At 68.9% G+C, this 1,065-nt stretch carries 1 protein-coding gene; it reads left to right on the top strand.

Annotated features, from left to right (window positions below):
• Nucleotides 1-116 precede the first annotated feature (116 nt).
• Nucleotides 117-1,065 (top strand): IS481 family transposase (locus JW592_RS32365; protein WP_209268859.1); only part of this gene is annotated, 949 nt, incomplete at its 3' end.

The following is a 1,065-nucleotide window of genomic DNA, read 5'->3' as shown; positions in this document are numbered from 1 at the left end:
TGTTCTGTCCACTGAGGTTGGTGACGGACGGCACGGCTTGATGGTCTTGAACGAGTGAGGGCCTTCCGGCTTCGGTGTGGATTGCGACATCTCCACCGAGCACCGAGAAGGCCCTCTTGCCCCACCGTAATGCACCCCTGACCGAGACCGGCCGTCTTCGCCTGGCCCGTTGCGTGGTCGAGGACGGCTGGCCCCTGCGCCGGGCCGCCGAACGTTTCCAGGTCTCACCGACCACAGCCCGGCGATGGGCCGACCGCCTCCGCCTGCTCGGCGAGGCAGGTATGACCGACCGCTCTTCCCGGCCACGCACGAGCCCGCGCCGGACCCCGACCCGTACCGAACGAAGGATCATCAAGGTCCGCGTGCTGCGCCGCTGGGGGCCGGCCCGCATCGCCCACCTTCTGCACCTGACGCCCTCCACGGTGCACCGCGTCCTGACCCGCTACGGACTGGCCCGCCTCACACACCTGGACCGGGCCACCGGCCGCGTCATACGCCGCTACGAACGCGACCGTCCCGGCGAACTCGTCCACGTCGACATCAAGAAGCTCGGCAACATCCCCGACGGCGGCGGCCACAAGACCCTGGGCCGGCAAGCGGGCCGCAAGACCCGCTCCGCCGCCGGCTACAGCTACCTGCACACCGCCGTCGACGATCACTCCCGACTCGCCTACAGCGAGATCCACCCGGACGAGAAGAAGGACACCGCCACCGCCTTCTGGCAACGGGCCCAGGACTTCTTCGCTACCGCCGGGATCAGCGTCGAACGCGTCCTGACCGACAACGGCGCCTGCTACCGCTCACGCGACTGGCGCGACGCCCTGAGCAAGGCCGGGATCGTCCACAAGCGCACCCGGCCCTACCGGCCCCAGACCAACGGCAAGGTCGAACGCTTCAACCGCACCCTGCTCGACGAATGGGCCTACGCCCGCCCCTACCGCTCCGAACAGGAACGACGCGACGCCTTCCCCGACTGGCTGCACACCTACAATCACCACCGCGGACACACCGCGCTGAAGGGCCAACCACCCGCCAGCCGCGTCCCCAACCTCTCAGGGCAATACA

The sequence above is a fragment of the Streptomyces spirodelae genome, from assembly GCF_017676385.1.
Taxonomy (GTDB): Bacteria; Actinomycetota; Actinomycetes; order Streptomycetales; family Streptomycetaceae; genus Streptomyces; species Streptomyces spirodelae.
The sequence above is the reverse complement of the archived record's forward strand: the minus strand, read 5'-3'. Positions and strand labels throughout refer to the sequence as shown.